At 55.3% G+C, this 14,916-nt stretch carries 17 protein-coding genes; 6 read left to right on the top strand and 11 right to left on the bottom strand.

Features of this window, described 5'->3' with window-relative positions:
• A partial coding sequence (locus ENN68_06545) for a DUF3344 domain-containing protein (GenBank protein HDS45732.1) occupies positions 1-643 on the bottom strand: 643 nt, incomplete at its 3' end.
• Between the two features lie 762 nt (positions 644-1,405).
• Between ENN68_06545 and ENN68_06550 the strand changes: the two genes are divergently transcribed.
• Both ENN68_06550 and ENN68_06555 read left to right on the top strand, forming a co-directional pair.
• A complete protein-coding gene (locus ENN68_06550; GenBank protein HDS45733.1) occupies positions 1,406-1,972 on the top strand; it encodes a TIGR00296 family protein in 567 nt (188 codons plus the stop codon).
• A gap of 5 nt (positions 1,973-1,977) precedes the next feature.
• Positions 1,978-2,157 (top strand): 4Fe-4S dicluster domain-containing protein, encoded by a 180-nt coding sequence (locus ENN68_06555; GenBank protein HDS45734.1) that lies wholly within the window; start codon positions 1,978-1,980, stop codon positions 2,155-2,157.
• A gap of 70 nt (positions 2,158-2,227) precedes the next feature.
• Here the strand turns inward: ENN68_06555 and ENN68_06560 are convergent, their stop codons facing one another.
• Entirely contained in the window at positions 2,228-2,686 is a 459-nt protein-coding gene (locus tag ENN68_06560; protein ID HDS45735.1) for an N-acetyltransferase, read from the bottom strand.
• Between the two features lie 156 nt (positions 2,687-2,842).
• Here ENN68_06560 and ENN68_06565 point away from each other — a divergent pair, with 156 nt between their 5' ends.
• Positions 2,843-3,079, top strand: coding sequence for a DUF357 domain-containing protein (locus tag ENN68_06565; protein HDS45736.1), 237 nt, complete (start codon positions 2,843-2,845; stop codon positions 3,077-3,079).
• A gap of 52 nt (positions 3,080-3,131) precedes the next feature.
• Here the strand turns inward: ENN68_06565 and ENN68_06570 are convergent, their stop codons facing one another.
• From ENN68_06570 to ENN68_06605, 8 genes are all read right to left on the bottom strand, one after another.
• Positions 3,132-3,944, bottom strand: coding sequence for a hypothetical protein (locus ENN68_06570; GenBank protein ID HDS45737.1), 813 nt, complete (start codon positions 3,942-3,944; stop codon positions 3,132-3,134).
• A gap of 263 nt (positions 3,945-4,207) precedes the next feature.
• The gene (locus tag ENN68_06575) at positions 4,208-5,131 is read right to left on the bottom strand and encodes a 2-phospho-L-lactate transferase (protein HDS45738.1); all 924 of its coding nucleotides are present in this window, start codon (positions 5,129-5,131) and stop codon (positions 4,208-4,210) included.
• A 125-nt stretch (positions 5,132-5,256) separates the two neighbouring features.
• Positions 5,257-5,751 carry a hypothetical protein gene (locus ENN68_06580; GenBank protein HDS45739.1) on the bottom strand — a complete coding sequence of 165 codons (495 nt, stop codon included), beginning with the start codon at positions 5,749-5,751 and terminating at the stop codon, positions 5,257-5,259.
• On the bottom strand, positions 5,717-6,223 hold the full coding sequence (locus ENN68_06585) for a hypothetical protein (GenBank protein HDS45740.1): 507 nt from the start codon (positions 6,221-6,223) through the stop codon (positions 5,717-5,719). The genes ENN68_06580 and ENN68_06585 overlap by 35 nt, the downstream gene beginning before the upstream one ends.
• A gap of 134 nt (positions 6,224-6,357) precedes the next feature.
• Positions 6,358-7,233, bottom strand: coding sequence for a formylmethanofuran--tetrahydromethanopterin N-formyltransferase (locus ENN68_06590; protein HDS45741.1), 876 nt, complete (start codon positions 7,231-7,233; stop codon positions 6,358-6,360).
• Between the two features lie 105 nt (positions 7,234-7,338).
• Entirely contained in the window at positions 7,339-8,454 is a 1,116-nt protein-coding gene (locus ENN68_06595; GenBank protein ID HDS45742.1) for a fructose 1,6-bisphosphatase, read from the bottom strand.
• A gap of 227 nt (positions 8,455-8,681) precedes the next feature.
• Positions 8,682-9,098: a tetratricopeptide repeat protein gene (locus ENN68_06600; protein ID HDS45743.1), complete on the bottom strand. Its 417-nt coding sequence runs from the start codon at positions 9,096-9,098 to the stop codon at positions 8,682-8,684.
• Positions 9,099-9,171: 73 nt separating this feature from the next.
• Positions 9,172-10,362, bottom strand: a complete 1,191-nt coding sequence (locus ENN68_06605) for a hypothetical protein (protein HDS45744.1) — start codon at positions 10,360-10,362, stop codon at positions 9,172-9,174.
• A gap of 28 nt (positions 10,363-10,390) precedes the next feature.
• Between ENN68_06605 and ENN68_06610 the strand changes: the two genes are divergently transcribed.
• From ENN68_06610 to ENN68_06620, 3 genes are all read left to right on the top strand, one after another.
• Positions 10,391-10,864: a metal-dependent transcriptional regulator gene (locus ENN68_06610; protein ID HDS45745.1), complete on the top strand. Its 474-nt coding sequence runs from the start codon at positions 10,391-10,393 to the stop codon at positions 10,862-10,864.
• A gap of 167 nt (positions 10,865-11,031) precedes the next feature.
• Positions 11,032-11,298: a ferrous iron transport protein A gene (locus ENN68_06615; GenBank protein HDS45746.1), complete on the top strand. Its 267-nt coding sequence runs from the start codon at positions 11,032-11,034 to the stop codon at positions 11,296-11,298.
• A complete protein-coding gene (locus tag ENN68_06620) occupies positions 11,295-13,016 on the top strand; it encodes a ferrous iron transporter B (protein HDS45747.1) in 1,722 nt (573 codons plus the stop codon). The genes ENN68_06615 and ENN68_06620 overlap by 4 nt, the downstream gene beginning before the upstream one ends.
• 48 nt (positions 13,017-13,064) lie before the next feature.
• On the opposite strand, the gene ENN68_06625 is transcribed toward ENN68_06620, so the two are convergent.
• Positions 13,065-14,630 carry a sodium:solute symporter family protein gene (locus tag ENN68_06625; protein HDS45748.1) on the bottom strand — a complete coding sequence of 522 codons (1,566 nt, stop codon included), beginning with the start codon at positions 14,628-14,630 and terminating at the stop codon, positions 13,065-13,067.
• Between the last annotated feature and the right edge of the window lie 286 nt (positions 14,631-14,916).

A 14,916-nucleotide genomic window follows, 5' to 3' on the forward strand; every position in this document is an offset into this window, starting at 1 on the left:
GCACCTTATCCCAGGTAAAGATCACGTACAATCTCGCTGCTCTGATCGATGCCGCGGCTGGAACGGGCAGGTCGCTCTCATTCCAGTCGACCGTATAGGAGTTCCAGGCCGTAGAGGATCCGCCCAGATACTGGCTATCTCCGGTTGAATAGAGAAGGTCGCCCCTGAGTGCGAAGGTCCGCCAGGTCGCGATGTCACTGCCGCCGGTGTACCGTTTGCCTTTATAGCCGTTGTTCATTACCGTCTTGGCTACTGACAGGTCATTGTTCGTCTCGTTGTCCTCGGTCACCCCGGCATCGCAATCCGCGGTCACGGTGATCGTGACCGCAGTACCAGCAGGTTGAATCGTCGGATCGGTGATCGATACGGTAGTCGTATTTCCGGCATCTAGAGCGGGCACCGGTACCTTCTCGGTGTACCCGTCGCTGAGCTCGAAGCTAGCGTTCGATGCGCCTGCTGTGGCATTACCGGTGTTCGCAATGACCGCCTGGATCACGTTGCTCTGGTTGGCAAAGAGATACCCGCCGCAATTCGGGGTTATGCTCGTGACAACCAGGTCAGGCAGCGCCTGTGCAGTTCCTAGTGAGAACACCATCGCGCACAACACAAACGCGCATACCATCCTTTTCTTCCGTCTTAACATTTCTATCTCCGCTCCTTCTCCTCAGCCGTTAAGGAAGGGCCGTAGCATTCACATCTCCCGGCTCACTCAGGTAGCCTAACGGCGAATAAGGATGCGAGCCAGGAGTGATACGCGGGGCAGCGTCCAGCCGCTCACCCTCCGCCGCAACCCCTCTGGCAAGGAGAGATACACATAAAAGAAAATCATATTACTGTTTATAAGCTTTTCGAGTTTTTATCTTACCTATAGCGTAAAAATATTATTCCGCGACACCATGCCTGCGGGTGGCATGGTAAAACGGACGAATGAGGAGATCACATGGCTCATATCAGTGTAGGGTTCCGGGACCTCGGCCTTTGAGCACTACCGGGAAAGCGAAGGGATCGGGCCTGTGCCGTCACGAAAAGGGAATCCGCAGATCAAGGGCAGTTAGATCACCTCTGGCTTGAATTCGATCGGCATCGCTGGCGATTCGACTCGCTCCTGCGTTTTTTCCCGGTATAATAACCGGATACGAGGCGCTCTCAATTATCGCGAACGCGAGACTCCAGGGGTGCATTCCTGCGTAGAGCGGCTCCAGAAGCGATTCTCGGCCTGTTCGGAAGAAGGGCACGTGAGATGAGTAACACCAGAAAGGCAAAACGAAATAATAAATAATTGTACTCAACCGTGAATCTTTATATAGCTTGACCCATTTATTGAGGGAGTGAGCAGTGGACCAGCGATTTTGAGCGCTAGACGTGAATTCCTGCTCGTTATCTTGCGATGACGGCTGAGAGAATCATGCTCACGGAAATGGAGGGGAAGCGCGGTTTGGAACTCGCGCGAGCGGCGATCACGGAGTATTTACGGGCGAACAACAAAATTGCGGCTCCGGACGATCTGCCACCGAGCTTTGACGAGGATCGTGGCGTCTTCGTGACCTTGAAGGTGTTCGGTGCGCTCAGGGGCTGTATTGGCTTCCCCTATCCCGCCTTCCCGCTGAAGGAAGCGATCATCGAGGCGGCTATCTCCGCTGCGGTCGGTGATCCCCGGTTCCCGGCCGTTACCTTACAGGAGTTTAAGGACGTACGTATCGAGCTCACGGTGCTCACCTTGCCGCAGGTCCTGAAGGTAAAGCCTCGGGAGCTGCCCCGGCAGATCGAGGTCGGCAGACACGGCTTGATCGTGCAGCGCGGGATCCAAACAGGACTCTTACTCCCGCAAGTAGCGACCGAGCAGGGTTGGGATGCGGAGGAGTTCCTCTGCCAGACCTGCTGGAAAGCGGGCCTGCCACAGGATGCATGGCTCACTGAGGCGACCGAGGTGAGCACCTTTGAAGGGCAGATCTTTTCGGAAGAAACAACATAAAAACGATGATTGCGATAGATCGGTATAAATGTAATTATTGTGGTGGCTGCGTTTCCGTCTGTCCTACAGACGCGATAGAGCTGGTGGGCACGTGGATAAAAATCGACGAGGAAACATGCAACAGTTGTAAGGCCTGCGTGAACATCTGCCCCGTGGGCGCATTGACACTGCTGAAGGGCGAGTAAGTGCTCGAAGAGACTTACAAACCGCATCGATCAAGCCGGAATTGTTACCCGCTGATCCGATCTGCGAAACTCACCGGAGCTTCTTCTTGCAGACGAACGCGTCCTCACCATCCGCGTAATAGCCCTTCACCGTGTAGACCATGCGGTAGCCCTGCTTCTCGTAGAAACGAATTGCACCCGTGTTGCTTACGCGAACCTCGAGCGTGATTATCGTAAATGACTCATTGAGGAACGCGAGTTCGAGCGCAGTCATCAATTCCTTACCCACGCCTCTCCGCCGATACGGTTTATCCACCGCGATCCCCGAAATATGGCCGTGACCGCCCCGGATCGCACCGCCGATGAACCCGATAAGATTTTCCTTGCCGTTCGACCCCGGGGCCACGGCCACGTAGAAATAGTACTCCGCAGCATCGAAGAACTCCGCAATGTCCGCCGCGGTGTTCACCGTCTTGATATTCCGCTTCCACAGCCGTATGACACTGTTCAAATCAGACCGCTCTGCTTTCCGGAGCCTGAAATCCGTCATCGGTCTTGCCACAACTCTCCTCTTCGTCTTCTTCTCTTAAAAATACGTGCGATTTCTCACGCTCGTTCCGTCGTCCCGTAAGGGTATCTCAGCTTGCACGGGGAGGATATTTATGCGGCGATCGGTATTGAGTGAGTAGTATCGGAGCAGTTAGGAATGGATGAGCTGGAACGGATTACTAAAGACCTTACGCTCTTCGAGCGGAGTTTGGTCGAGCTCGATTCCGTCGCACTCACGGTCGAGGAGGAGACCGTGGTGGCACACGCGAAACGCTATTTCACGGACACGGCGTATTACCTCAAAAAGGGCGATTATTTCACCGCTTTCGGCTGCATTAACTACGCTCACGGGTTGGTGGACAGCCTGCGGAACGTAAAGGGCTTGATACCCTGACCACTGCTCTGCCGTTTCCGCTCGCAGGAAATCGGCGTATATCGCAAGACCGCTACAGAACGGTGGCAGCATATCCGATCAGAAATCCGATGATAGCGCCGGTATTAAGGAATGGCAGGCCTGCATGCGGTTTCCCGCGGCCAGCAACGCCGGTCAATGCGGCATAGCCAATAAGCGTGCCAAGGAGCGCGCCGAGCGCCGGTGCATTGATCAGACCGGAGAACTGCAGTGTTTCTGGGAGCGCATTTGCGGAGACGACGAGCACAGCGGGAATAATCGCATCACCGAGCCCCATGAAGAAGCCCTCTTCCATCTCGCTCCCCTTGAGGAGTGAGAAGTGTAAATGTCGCGGCAGCACGAAAAGGATGGGCATGCGGAGATCCACCACAGACTCGGCCAGCGAGACCATGTGCTTCGTCTTGTAAACCGCAATGGCGTCGTAGACCAGCAAGATGATCATGAGGAGCAGCACGGGAAGGATACCGAGCGAGATACCGAAGATCGCCGCCGCGCCACCACCGATAAGCAGACCGGTTAGGTCCAGCACGTACCATTCAGGATATATGTAGAGCAGAAGGGCGAGCGCAATCGTAATCACCTGCGGCACGAAGCGGTACGGCAGAAGCACGACCATAACGTAATAGATTGTTAAGGTCACCGCGGCGAGCAAAACGAAATAGACGAGCTTCTCGCCGCCATATTTGAGGACAATGAGGATGAATGCGGTGAATGCAATAATAAAGCCGAAGAAGTACAGTGGATTCCAGAGCGATTCGGGATTCTCGAACGCCTGCATACCCGCAGCATCAAGCGGCGCGGCGAGCAGGACGGCGAGCAGGTGCGTGATCAGGATGAAGCACCCCATGCCCAGAAAGAGCAAGATGCTCGCTTTACGCTCTTCCCCCTCCACCTCCTGATCTCTTTTATCTTCTTCTGTGATCTCTGGCATGGTTCTTTCTGTGCACCGGTATAAAAACCTTGGACAGTAAAGCTTAAAACGTGCGAGCTGTCAACTAACTACTGGTGCGTCAGCGCCCATTCAGCCTGGTTTTAACGTAACGACAAGAACCTGATGCGGTAACCGGTCGTGATTGAACTAACGCGCGAATGCGCTAACACGCCAATACGCTAACGTGGTATCTTCCCCTTCAGAAACGTTGCTATTCGCTTACTATCGCGCTCCTTTTTCATCAGGATATCGGTTTGGAGCACATCAACACCCCCGGAAACCGTGCATACGTCACGTTTATCGATGATCAGCACGTCCAGCAGATCCTTATAGCAGGAATACACGCCATAGGGCGAGACTTCAAAACCCTTTGCCCGCATGAATTTGCCCGCAGGCCCGCTTACCGCCGCTGCACCCACGATCGGTGATATGGCAACCACGACCTTCCATTTCAGCAGCTCGCGAACCCCCTCGAGAGCGAGAATAGGACCGATGCTCGTTACGGGATTACTCGGCCCGAAGAGCACGAGCGGGTCTGATTTATCCTCCAGTGCTGCTATCACCTCCGCGGACGGCTTCGCTGACTCTATAGCTTCAAACCGCACGTCGAGTACCTCCGGTTCGCCTCTATGTTCGACCCAGAACTCCTGGAAATGGAGTTCGCCGTCGGGTGTCAGGATTTTTGTGCACACCGCTGCAGGCGCATCGGTCATCGGTAGTATTGTAATCCGCTCGGGTATGCCGAAGCTCCGTGCAAGGGCAGCAGTCGCCTCAGTCAGGGTCTTGCCCTGCCGTAGCAGTTCAGATCGCGCGATATGCGTCGCTCTGTCTCTGTCTCCGATCATCAAGCGCTCAGGATTCGGCAAGTCCTGCAGAGCAGCATGTGTGCTGAAACTGTCGTTTTTGACACCCCACCAGGTCTCCTTGTTGATCAGCCCGCCTAACGTATAAAGCACGGAGTCGAGATCTGGGCAGAGCAAATTCCCTGAGATCCAGACATCTTCTGCGGTATTCACGACGATCGTCAGTCGCTCGCCCTTAAAGACCTTCTCGAGCCCTGGTAGCAGCTTCGGCGTGCCCGTACCACCGGAAAGAATGATCATACTCATCAAAAGGAGAAGCGACCCTATTAATATAATAACTACGTATGGACGCCAGGAATCGCTTGTATCTGTTGAATCCGTGCCACAGTCGGAAGAGCACGTAGCCGTGAAGCACTGATCAGCGATCACTGCGCGACGAGCCAGATGGAAAACCTCTGCACGGGTTCAACACTTTCCCAGGGCCGATGATAGATCAATTTCAGGGTGGTCTGGCCGGCACCGACCACCACGAACCGGAAGATCTGCACGCCGCCCGCACCGAGTGCCCTGGACTTCGACTCGAATTCGTTCTTACCCGTTTGCTGAATGATCCGCTCATTCGCCGGCTCCGCAACTGCCCATGTGTAGCCGGTAGTTGGATTCGCCGCAAGCGTCACTGCTAATTCCTCACCAACACCAACCGTGACAGTCTTCCCGTTATCTGCCTCAGTGAGTTGCTTACCTCTGGGCGCGTTGATTCTGATATTCGGAAGCATAACGATGGCGAGTACATCGCCGATTATGTACCACTTCTTTTCCATACCAGTCCACCCAAATGACTCGAAGTCGAGCATCTGCTCAGAGCTCAGGAGCCTGAGCGTTTGTTTAGCCGTGCCCTGCCAGTACCCCTTTGAATTCAAGGAGCATAACGAGCGGGATGCTCAGCATGCCCATGAAGATCTGAGGGTTCATTGCACCGGTGCGCAAGAACACGATGATGAACATACCCGTGGCGAAAACGCCGGTCAAAACGAGCGCTGAGATCAGATAGGAGATGCACTGCTCGCGGAAAGAGAACTCCTCGAACTCACGAAATCGCTTCTTACCGGGATTTGCGGCCGTATCTACCAGCTCGGAACGAATGTGATAAATTCGCCTGATGGAGTCCATCGCAATGGCGCTCAGCCAGGCGCAGCCGATGAACGTAAGGATCATGAGTGGTATCGTGTAGTGGTTCCGTGTAAAGAGATAAAGCAGGAATACATAGAGCGGGATGACCAACGGTCGCGCGATCCGTCCGAATCTGCTCGCGTTTTCCGCGAGCCCGAATTTCTTCCGCGCCTGGTACACAAAGACCGCTTTAAATGCTGTCAGGAACTCCTGCTCGACCATGAATGATTACCGTCTCTTAATCTCCGCGTTCTCTTTAAGAAGCTGAACTATGGGTAGAAGAGAAGTAGTAAAAAAACTCACTGGTTTGTGGCGGCAAGCGGTGGCCCATACGAAACGAGAAAACGGGACTTCCTCTACAGGACTTCCCGTAAGAAGATCCTGTACGTTCCCAGCTGACCACCGTAATTGCCCGCTGAGATTTTTACGACGCCCTCAACATCCTGTACGCTCAGAATAGCGGCACGCATAGCACCTTTTACCGAATCGAGCGTGAGGCCGTTGAACACGATTTCGGGGATGCTAACGACTCCGTCAGGCACCTGTGAATCCGCAATACGATCTTTCAGCGTGGGGCAGTGCCAGTGGTTGGTCGTCGGGCCGATCTCCGGAAAATTCGTCTCGGGCTTTGAGCCGGCGGAGCAGATCCCAAAGGGCGCGATCACGCCCTCAATCTCCTCAATCGCGGCAACTGCACGCTCACCCGCTTCCAGGGCGGACGCGATGCTGGTGCAGAAGAGCCAGAGATTGCCGCCCATGACGCCCCGCTGGTAGCTTATCCTCCGCTCGATCACGAATTCGCCCATCATGATCGGCACGACGATGACCTCCCGTCCGAATCGGTGCTCAACGGTTTCGTAGCCATCACCGCAATGCCCCACCGTCGCCATCATATCGATGGCCGCGGTAGTGTCAAGCGCATTGTAGGCCGAGGTCGTGGGCACGACGAGTATCCCCTGCCGCACGCGTTTTGCAAGCTCATATTCGAGCTTCTGGGGCGCTCCGGGACCGTAATTCACCCAGATTTGGATGACTGCGCCCGCTCGGCCATCCGGTGTTTCCTGTCCGGGCAACCACTGCTCGACACCACCTTCTGACTCTCCAAAGACCGTGCAGGGCAGTGCCGTGGCACCGCTGACCGCCTGGTGCACCAGTCGCGCATCATAAGCGGTTACGCAGAGACGAGCAACGAGCCCGTCAAAGGCCTCGCAATACGTGTCCTCGAGCTCCATTTCCTCACGACGACGGTGGTGCGGTTATCTATCCTCCGCGTTCAGCGCTGTGAGCGCGAAGAAAATGAAGGACCAAAAGATGCTGAATCGAGGTGTACGTACCACCTATTCCGCATCCTCGAAGCGCCCTGCAAGCTTTTTCATGATGTTGGGGAGCGTTGTGTATTCCATCTCCTCGATCGGTAGTCGGTGTGGCTCGAATGGCCCGTGCGCGCGCATGTAATCCGCGATCGCCGCTGCTTTCTGGCGTGCACGATCATATGCAGGATCATCAAAGAGGTCTGCGGGGCCGACCAACCGCCCCTTACTGAGCTGGAATCCCGCGGCAATGACGCGCGGTGGCCCATCAAACCGCGTGCACTTCGAATAGGTGAACGAGACAGGCATGATCGGACCGTTATGGGAGCCCCGCATCCAGCCACTAACGAGATGCGGCATGGCAAACGGCTCTATGACCTCGCCCAATGCCGGCAAGCCCGATTGCGCGCGAACCAGAGCAACGGGATCATCTTTACCGACGTATTTGCCCGCGGTAAAGAAGAGCTTCTCCGTGCTGATAACGGCCACGGGCTCATCCTTCGGCAGCGGGCTCGTCTCCTTCGGAAATACCCGCTTGATCACGTACTCGCTTTTCGCTCCGATCAAGGCAAGCAGTGCATACAGCTCCTCAGGGGTGCGCAAAAATACCCGCTTCTTCTTCTTGATGTCCCACACCTCGAAGATATACCCATCATGCATCGTGGGATCCACAACGAGTCCCGCCGTGTTGAACGGATCAGCAAAGATCTTATAGATCGGATAATTGAACGCACCGGGCTCAGTCTTGTCCATCATGAAAGCCACTAGCGGCTCGGAGCCGCGTTCCACAAATTCCAGCTCCGCTATTCCCGGACCCATGCCGCGGATATTACCACTAAATGCGTCCACGAGTAAATCCTGACCTGCACCGTGCAATTTGAGCTCTTTCGCCACTTCGGTTGCTGCCTCAAAGGTGTGCCACGCCAGGCCGTGGATCTCTTCCGAATCAACACCCTTGCGATGACTCATCAGCAACTCTAAATCATCGCCCGCATTCAGGATGTGATAATCCACAAGTAAGCCATTCTGCTTCGCCTGCTTCAATTCCTTGTTCGCACGCTCTTTCAAATCAGGATGCACTGTTGAATGCCCGGGAAATCCCCCGACATCCGCTTTTATCAAACTTACGGTTATTTTCTCCATTTGCTCCACCTACTCTTCTCTACGCTTAGCACGATAAAAAAGTTTCGCAGGATTACCTGAGACCGCAAGCTGCGGTGCGGCCCGCCACAGTGGCACACCGGGCGGGAGATCGATACGGTGAAGTGTGAAAACGCGAAACGGTTACTTCCCCCAGCACTCGAATGCTCAGCCGCTGGCCTGAACGACCAGCGCATGCAGTATTTTTATATAATTACAAAACCGACGATTCAATCCACATACGAGAAGGCACGCTTCATCTCTTCTTCTCGTCGTTTATGCTCGCGCTTGAGCTGCTCGGCTCTTCTGAAGTACTCTTCCGCCTTATCGTCCTCAGCCATCAGCTTGTAGACCTGGCCCAGATTGATACAGGTTGAGATGCCTTCGTCCATGAGATAAGCGCTGAGATTTAGCGCTGCATTGAAGAAGCTAATGGCCATCTCGTTCATCTCCAGGCTCGCGTAAGCGACGCCGCAATCGTTACAGGCCTTTGCGAGCGTGGGCAGTCGCGGCTCTCGCTTCACGATCTCCTTGTAAATCGCTATCGCTTCCTCAAATTCGCCCGCGTTGAGGCGTGCCTCACCAGCGAGTAACAGCTCCTCTGCCGTCTTCACCCCGGACTTCTCCAATTCATTATCTCCACTCATGATACAAGATAGAGTCCAAGCCTTCCTTAAATAAGAATTGGAATCCCAATCCGCGTACGTGCGTTCCCGCTGTTCAGCCCAACTTTCCCGCGTCCTCTCGCACACGCATGCGGAACCGTTTATGGATCGCGGTTATTTCCGCACGCTTGCTATCGTCCGCGCGTTCGATGTTGTGGAAGTACGGGAAAGGAACGTTCTCTCTCTGGGCCGTAAGGAACGCTCTGATTTCTGCGGTTATCTCGCTGTCCGGGATCAGTGCGGGATCGTTGGCATAGTGCTCGCGATTCCGTTCCCAACTCGTTACCAGCTCCATTACCGCTTCCTTGCCTTGCTCCGCGAATGCTTCACAGATCAGTGAGAGGAAACGGATATCGACCGATGCAAGGCCGACGTTTGCATACGGCACGGCGTATTCGTTGCCATTGAAGACGATGGCGATGCCGCCACGGCTTGCCACCTCGTTCAGCATCTTGTAATCAGTAATGCTGTCGCCGACCGCGATGATGTCACGAACCGCAATCCGCTTCTCGGCTGCGATCGTGCGCACGGCTTCAGCCTTCCGTTCACCGCCAACGACACGTGTCGAGAAGATATTGAAACCCAGCGCAGGAAGCTGCTGGAAGAAAAGCTCATCCAACCGCCTTGTAAGCTGACCTGTTTCCTCGCGTTCAAGATCCGTGGAGAGCCCAAGAAGCTCGTCCTGAGCTTCGTTAAGGAGCGTAAAAGCCGCTTCGGGTAGCGCAAACCTCAAGCTGTCCAAATTCAACGAGGTACAGAGGATATGGTCCTCGGGAACGCCCAGCTGACGCCCGATATGGTGCGCATGCTGCTCATAGCTGGTGGAGATGATATAAATATCCCAGCCGCCCGCTTGTAACTGCCGGAAGAGGGTTGTAGCGCCGTCAACGATCTTTGCACGCGCCGATACGCGTCTGATATCCGACTCAGTAATAGCATGCGCTAGGAGGAACGGCACGATGAGCGCGAGCGTATCGCCCGGCTCGTAGCCCGCTCGTCCTTGAAGCGAAATAAGGTCATCATAACGGCTGATCAGCTCGAAGATGCGTGCACCGTCGTCTCCCGTGAGCTTCATCACCTCGTAAGCATTATCCTGCGGTGAGAGCGGCCCTTCGAGATCGAAGCAAATGGTCCGTTCCTGTTCCAACGTTCTCGCAGTCATCTCATTCACTCCCGATCCCAGCCGATCGGTAGCGGCACAGAAGAATAGGGTGGCAAGCTTTAAATACAAGACGCCCCCCCTCATATATAGGTGACCCTAACAAATGGCGCGTATGGTGAGCAGAAAAGCGGAAGATTATCTGGAAGCGATCCTGAACGTTGCGGAGCGGAAGGGATACGCACGAGTAAAGGACGTTGCGATAGCGTTGCAGGTCCGACCCCCGAGTGTTGTTGAGATGCTGCGGAAACTTGACGGACAGGGCTTTGTTCTGTATCAGAAATACGAAGGCGTGCGATTGACCCCGCGCGGAAACGAGATCGCACGTGTGGTCAAAAACCGTCATGAGACGATCCGTGCATTTCTGGAGCTCTTGAACGTGCCCGCGAAGATCGCGGATAAGGATGCGTGCATCATTGAGCACGAGCTGGAGCCGACGACGATTGAGCAGTTGAAGAACTTCGTGCAGTTTGTGCTGACCGCGCCGGATCATCCCCAATGGCTTGCGCATTTCGAGACCTTCTGTGAGACTGGCGTCCATCCGTGTGCCGAGGATGAGCGAGAGCCAAAACTGAGCAACACGCCATAACCGTCTGAAGCTTCGATTACGCCACTAGCTAGGGCAGTTGAAGACCGGTTCAGCCCCTTGTATAGGCTGTTGTTCGCGTCGAGTACAATTAGGTTTTCCGTAATATCCGAATAATGTTAGGGACGGCTTTTTCTGTGCCTAAAGGGAGAGTATAAAACCAGAGAGTCATGAAGAATCCGGGAGTGTTCCACGAATCAGGGGCAGGAAGCGTCCTTCTTAGCTCACTGCTGCCAGGCGAGCAAGGGCGGATCATTGCGGTTGGCATGGGCATGGGGCGGCAGCACCATCTCCGGCGGATGGGACTGCGGGAAGGCAAGATCGTTACGGTGATCGCGACCCAGCCGGCACACGGCCCGTTCGTCTTGGAAATCGATGGCGCACAGATTGCAATCGGGCGGGGCATGGCACTGCATATTCTGGTCGAGAAGGTATGAAGCAGATCATTCTTACAGGCTGCCCCAACGTGGGCAAGAGCGTTCTATTCTCCCGATTGACCGGTGTGAATGTGATCTCATCGAATTATCCTGGCACTACGGTCGATCTCACGCGCGGCACCACCCGGATCGGAAACGAGAAATACGAGCTGATCGATATACCAGGAACATACTCCCTGGAGCCAACTTCGAAAGCCGAGGAAGTCGCCCGAACGATGCTCCACGGTGGCGATATTGTTATCAATGTGGTTGATGCAACGCACCTGGAGCGAAATCTCTATCTGTCGCTGGAGCTCCTGGAGATGAAGAAGCCTACGATCGTTGTCCTCAACCTCTGGGACGAGACACAGCACCTCGGTATCGAGATCGATCTCGCACGCTTGGAGCGTGACCTCGGCGTTCAGGTTGTTCCGACCTGCGCGCTCTGTGGTACGGGCATCATGGAACTGGCAGCTGCGATTAACAGGGCCGAGCCCTCGAAGACGATCCAGCCGATGTCAGAGGAGGAACGCTGGTTGCGCGTCGGCGAGCTCATTCGTGACACGCAGCAGGTGCACCACCGCCACCACACCTTCTGGGACCGGTTGGCAGACATGACCGTACAGCCGGCGACCGGTATTCCGCTTGCGATACTCGCGATACTCCTCGTCTTCCTCTTTATCATTGAGATCGGGAACGCGCTCATCGAATATGTGCTTGATCCCTTCTTTTACGGCCTTTACGGCCCCTGGATCATCAACGCCGTGAACTCGTTCGCGCCGAGCGGACTCTTGCACAATATCTTGATCGGGACCTCGACGGTCGAAGCACCGGATTTCGAGCAGTCGCTGGGCATCCTGACGACGGGTCTCTACGTGCCCTTCGGCATGGTGCTGCCCTTTATTATCTCCTTCTACTTCATGCTCAGCCTGCTCGAAGACCTGGGATATCTGCCCCGGCTCGCGGTGCTCATTGATACCGGTTTCCACAAGCTCGGGTTGCATGGTTCCGCAATCGTGCCGACGCTCCTGGGCTGCGGTTGTAATGTCCCGGGCGCGTTAGCCACGCGTATCCTGGAGACGGATAAACAGCGGTTCATAGCCATGACGCTCATGGCGATCTCCATCCCCTGCATGGCGCAGTCCGCGATGATCTTTGCTATCCTCGGCCGCTACGGGCTCAGATGGATACTCATCGTTTACCTCACCCTCTTCGTGCTTTACATCTCCTTAGGGCTGGTCTTGAAGCGGATCGTAAAGGGCGAGAGCCCCGAGCTGTTACTGGAAGTCCCGCCGTATCGCAAGCCTGATCTAAGAACGTTACTCAAGAAGACGTGGTCGAAGGCTTATGGCTTCCTCGCCGAGGCCGTTCCGTTCGTCATCCTTGGCATCTTGATCGTGAATCTGCTCTACGTCTTCGGGATCGTTGACGTGCTCTCAGTGCTCTTCGCGCCGCTTTTAACACGGGTGCTCGGGCTCCCAGAGGGCGCGATCGTCGCGCTGATGCTCGGCATTTTGCGAAAGGACATCGCGATCGGTATGCTCCTGCCCCTGGGTATGACACCGCAGCAGTTGACGGTCGCGTGCATCATTCTGGCCACCTACTTCCCCTGTATCGCGACCTTCGTGGTGATGCTCCGCGAGCTGGGCGTGAAGGCTCTGCTCAAAGCCGCAGGGTTGATGGTGCTCATCTCCTTCTCAATTGGCGTGCTGATGCGGGTGATCCTCATCGGCATATAACCGCCTAGGGACGAATCTGCGAGATTAAGTTGCCGTAAGACCTCTGATTTACGCTCGTTTCCGCGGGATCCCTTCCCTGACTCCGAGCTTGGAGGTCTCACGGGGCTGGATGTACGGGCCGGTCATCGTGTCATCGAGGACCCTATCACTGTTCCGCGGCGTGAGTAGACTGACCACGATCAGTACCACGAGCGAGATGATGAGCGCAGGGAAGCTGAAATGCACGGGTAACTTCGCCACGTACTGGTCCCAGTAACCAAAGACGCCCGCACTGAGCAGGCCCATGGCCATGCTGGCTATAGCGCCTGCTGTGGTTGCACGACGCCAGTACAGGCCACCGAGCAGCGGCACGGCGAAGGTCGCGAGCATTACGCCGATCCCCAGCCATATGAGCCAGGCGAGCATCGCCGGTGGATTGATGGCCAGCCAGAGCGAGCCAACTGCTGCGACGACGACCGCGATCTTACTTATCAAGAGCACCTCCCGGTCGCTCGCCGTCGGCTTGAACAGGTTGTGGTAGATATCCCAGGAGAACATGGTCCCGATGGTCAGCAGGAGGCGATCGGTCGTGGACATCACGGCGGCAAGCACGATCACGGCAAAAACGCCCCAGATAAAGACGGCGGCGAATGCGTGTTCGATGCCATACATGAACGCGAAATCCTGCGCGTTGACCGCCTCAGGGAGTGCCAATGCCCCCTCAAGTTCCAGCACACGAACAGCAAAGCCCGCGAATTTCACGAGGAACATCACGACGACGTACACCACGAAGGCGATGAGCGGAGACCACCTGAAGTACCTGTCCTCCTTCGCCGCGAGCACGTTGTTAATAACGTGCGGCGCCACGGCCAGGCCGATCATGAGCATTATCGCGAAGGAGAAGAGGAATTCAGGCGTGGCGAACGCGTAGCCCGCGTAAACCGGTGAGGGATACCACGGCTGCACCATGTTCGGATCAACACCGGCCAGCACCTCGTTGATGTGTGTCAGACCGCCCGCTTTCAGGATCACAACGGGGGCCGTGAGCATGACACCGATGATAAGGATTCCGCCCTGAACGAGGGTGGTCCAGGAGACGGCAAAGAGACCGCCGATAACGGTGTACAAGGTGATAATGATCACCGCGACCAGGAGTGCCTGTAGATGCGGGATCTTAAAGAGCCACATGAGCACGATACTGATCGCAGTGTACTGCCCGACAAGGTAGATCAGCGAGACCACCACTCCTGCAACGGCACTCAACCCGCGAATCGCCCGTGGACTCTCAAATCGATGGACAAAGTAATCCTGAACGGTCATATAGCCCGCCTGCTTCCCCACATGGTGTAGCTTCACGCCGAAGAGGATGATACAGAAGGCGGCAGAGAGCGGTACGAAGAACTGCTCCCAGATGGTCGGCCACCCGGTCGAGTAGCCCAAGCCACTGACGCCGACAAGCGTCATACCGCTACATATCGAAGCGACCATCAGGATCGTAAAGACCCAGAAGCCCAGTGAACGTCCAGCAAGGATATAATCCTCCGTGGTCTTGATCTTCCGCGAGCCCCATGCACCGATTCCGATGAGAATAAGGAAGTAAATCGCAACGATACCGATGGTAAGAATGTCCGACATGCTCAGGACACCTCCCGGAATCGCAGACCCCACAACAGCAGCACCAGAACCATCACGAGAAACGCGCCACACACGATATAAGCCGTAGTATCAGGCAAGCCGAGTATCATAGTGACAGAGGTTATAGAAGGCCGGTATTTAAAGCTGGTTGATAATACTATCGACTAAACGTCAATGTACCATAGATATGGTAACCTTTATCTTATACCTGAAACGAACGCCTTAGCTGGACACCGTCACGTCGACGCCCACTTCATCCGTTGCACCTTCCCACTACAGAAGCCGC

This window comes from Methanomicrobia archaeon, assembly GCA_011049045.1.
GTDB lineage: Archaea > Halobacteriota > Syntropharchaeia > Alkanophagales > Methanospirareceae > JACGMN01.